This is a genomic window from Arenibacter sp. P308M17 (assembly GCF_003426735.1).
GTDB lineage: Bacteria > Bacteroidota > Bacteroidia > Flavobacteriales > Flavobacteriaceae > Arenibacter.
This window is the reverse complement of the sequence record NZ_QVON01000020.1, coordinates 1-2351: the sequence shown is the minus strand read 5'-3', so window position 1 is coordinate 2351 and position 2351 is coordinate 1. Positions and strand designations below refer to the sequence as shown.

At 47.3% G+C, this 2351-nt stretch carries 3 protein-coding genes; all 3 read left to right on the top strand.

The window, feature by feature from the left end; all coding sequences use genetic code 11:
* The first annotated feature begins 71 nt into the window (after positions 1-71).
* The 3 genes from tnpA to tnpC all read left to right on the top strand — a co-directional run bounded on the left by tnpA (position 72) and on the right by tnpC (position 2277).
* Positions 72-353 (top strand): IS66 family insertion sequence element accessory protein TnpA, encoded by a 282-nt coding sequence (gene tnpA, locus D0S24_RS20850; RefSeq protein WP_117021783.1) that lies wholly within the window; start codon positions 72-74, stop codon positions 351-353.
* Complete coding sequence (tnpB, locus tag D0S24_RS20845) at positions 353-694, top strand: IS66 family insertion sequence element accessory protein TnpB (protein ID WP_117021782.1); 342 nt, start codon at positions 353-355, stop codon at positions 692-694. The genes tnpA and tnpB overlap by 1 nt, the downstream gene beginning before the upstream one ends.
* Positions 695-768: 74 nt before the next feature.
* Positions 769-2277, top strand: coding sequence for an IS66 family transposase (gene tnpC / locus D0S24_RS20840; protein ID WP_117021781.1), 1509 nt, complete (start codon positions 769-771; stop codon positions 2275-2277).
* Positions 2278-2351 lie beyond the last annotated feature (74 nt).

Below are 2351 nucleotides of genomic sequence, written 5' to 3'. Positions count from 1 at the left end.
GTATCCACCCCACCAAGCACATATTGCCATCTTGATTTCCTGTCTCTAGCTTTGCCCTAAAATAGTATACGATGAGCAAGGAACAGAAGATGTTTGCCCTGATCGAGGAATTTGAGGTCAGTCCCCTTAACGGCAGGGACTTTTGTAAGGACAAGGGCCTGGTTCCCTCTACCTTTTATTACTGGAAGAAAAAGAAGGACCGGATAGATACTGGCAGTAGCGCAGGTTTTGTAACCATAGGTCCGAACCCTGTAACGGATGGAAATCTGGAACTTATATATCCAAATGGGATCCGGCTACGGCTGGAGGCCTCACAGTTTGCACTGATCGGCAAGCTTTTAAGGCTTTACTAATGTTCTCTTTGAGCTCTTTTCATACGTATCATTTTTATCCCCGGCCATGTGATATGCGGAAATCCTTTAATGGCCTGAGCGGATTGGTGAACAATGAGCTGGGCAGGGAGCCTACCAGTGGCGATGTATTTATTTTTTTGAACCGCACCCGCACCCATCTTAAACTCCTGCACTGGGAAGCCGGAGGTTTTGTACTGTACTACAAACGTCTGGAACAGGGCAGTTTCACCCCACCGGCCCTTAAAGGAAAAAATCCCGGTATGACCTGGTCGGAACTGGTACTTATGGTAGAGGGCCTGCAGGTAGAAAAGGCCCATCAAAAACTGAGGTACCCACGATGAAAAAAGTGGCAAAAGCCTAGTAAAAACAGGGGTTTACAGTAGGTTCAAAAGAGTGGTTTTTGTATCTTTACAATATGCAAAAACCCTTGGAAAACCTCACCAAAGAAGAGCTTTTGGCGCTCCTTGACAAGGAGACCCAAAGAAGGGTGAAAGCTGAAAATGAAAATACCGATCTCAAGTTCCAGCTAGCTTACTACAAACGTCTGGCCTTTGGCCAAAAAAGGGAGCGCTTCGAGGGCGATAAAAACCAGTTGGGCCTTCCCTTTGAGATGGAGCCGGAAACCGCTCGAAAGCAAGAGGGGGAGCTCAAGGAAAAACTTGCCTACGAGCGCCGCAAACGCAAATCGAACCACAAAGGACGAACGGCCCTTCCAGAGCATCTTCCCGTAGAAGAAATCGAGATCTATCCGAGCGAGGATATTACCGATATGGTCTGTATCGGCAAAGAAGTGACCGATGAGCTGGAATACGAGCCTGCGAAATACTATATCAAACGTTACATCCGATATAAGTATGCCCCTAAGAACAAGGAGGGAGTGGTCATCGGGGAACTGCCCGGACGGGTGATCGAAAAGGGAATCCCGGGGGCAGGACTGCTGGCCTCGATCCTGGTCGATAAATACCAGGACCATCTCCCGCTCTACCGACAGCTGCAACGCTTTAAAAGGGCGGATATCCCCATAGCCTCCTCCACACTGGAAGGCTGGACCAGGCAAAGCCTTAAAATCATCGATATCCTTTACCAGCACCTGCTGGAGGATATTCGCTCCAAAGGATATCTGCAAAGTGACGAAACCCCCATAAGGGTAATGGATCCCGCTAAAAAAGGAAAGACACATCAAGGCTATTATTGGGTGCACCATTGTCCCATAGATGGCACCGTACTTTTTGATTACCGGCCCGGGCGTAGCCGAGAGGCTGCCGATCATGTATTGGCCGGGTTCAAGGGCTATCTTCAAAGTGATGGCTATGCCGCTTATGATAAAATCGGCAAGCGTGAAGGGGTTACCCACCTGAACTGCTGGGCCCACGCCAGAAGGGAATTTGACAAGGCAAAAGATAATGATAGGGAGCGCGCTGAAAAAGCACTGAGCTTTATCCAGAAACTATACGCGGTAGAAGCCCAGGCACGAGAGCAAAACTTAAGCCCGGAGCAGCGTAAGTCCCTGCGATTGGAAAAAGCACTGCCTGTTATCAATGAATTTGGCAAATGGATGTTCGATCAGATGAAGCATCAGCTAATCCTTCCCAAAAGTCCTATCGGAAAGGCCTTCAAGTATTCTATGGATCGTTGGGACCAGCTTAGCGCCTATCTTTTTGATGGTATTCTGGAGATCGATAATAATCTGGTGGAAAATGCCATCAGGCCATTGGCACTGGGCAGAAAAAATTACCTGTTTGCAGGTTCTCATTCAGCAGCAGAAAGAGCCGCAGGAATCTATTCCTTCTTTGCCATCTGCAAAAAGTACGGGGTGAATCCATTTGAGTGGCTTAAATATACACTGGAGAATATTATGTCCATCAACCATAAGAACATCCGTAATCTCTACCCACAGAATTACAAGAAATTACAGCAAGTTTAGATCAAGTTTACAAGAAGGGAATCCGGTAAATAAAATTATGCTAAGTTAGTAAATGTGGTTGGTGGGCCGCATAC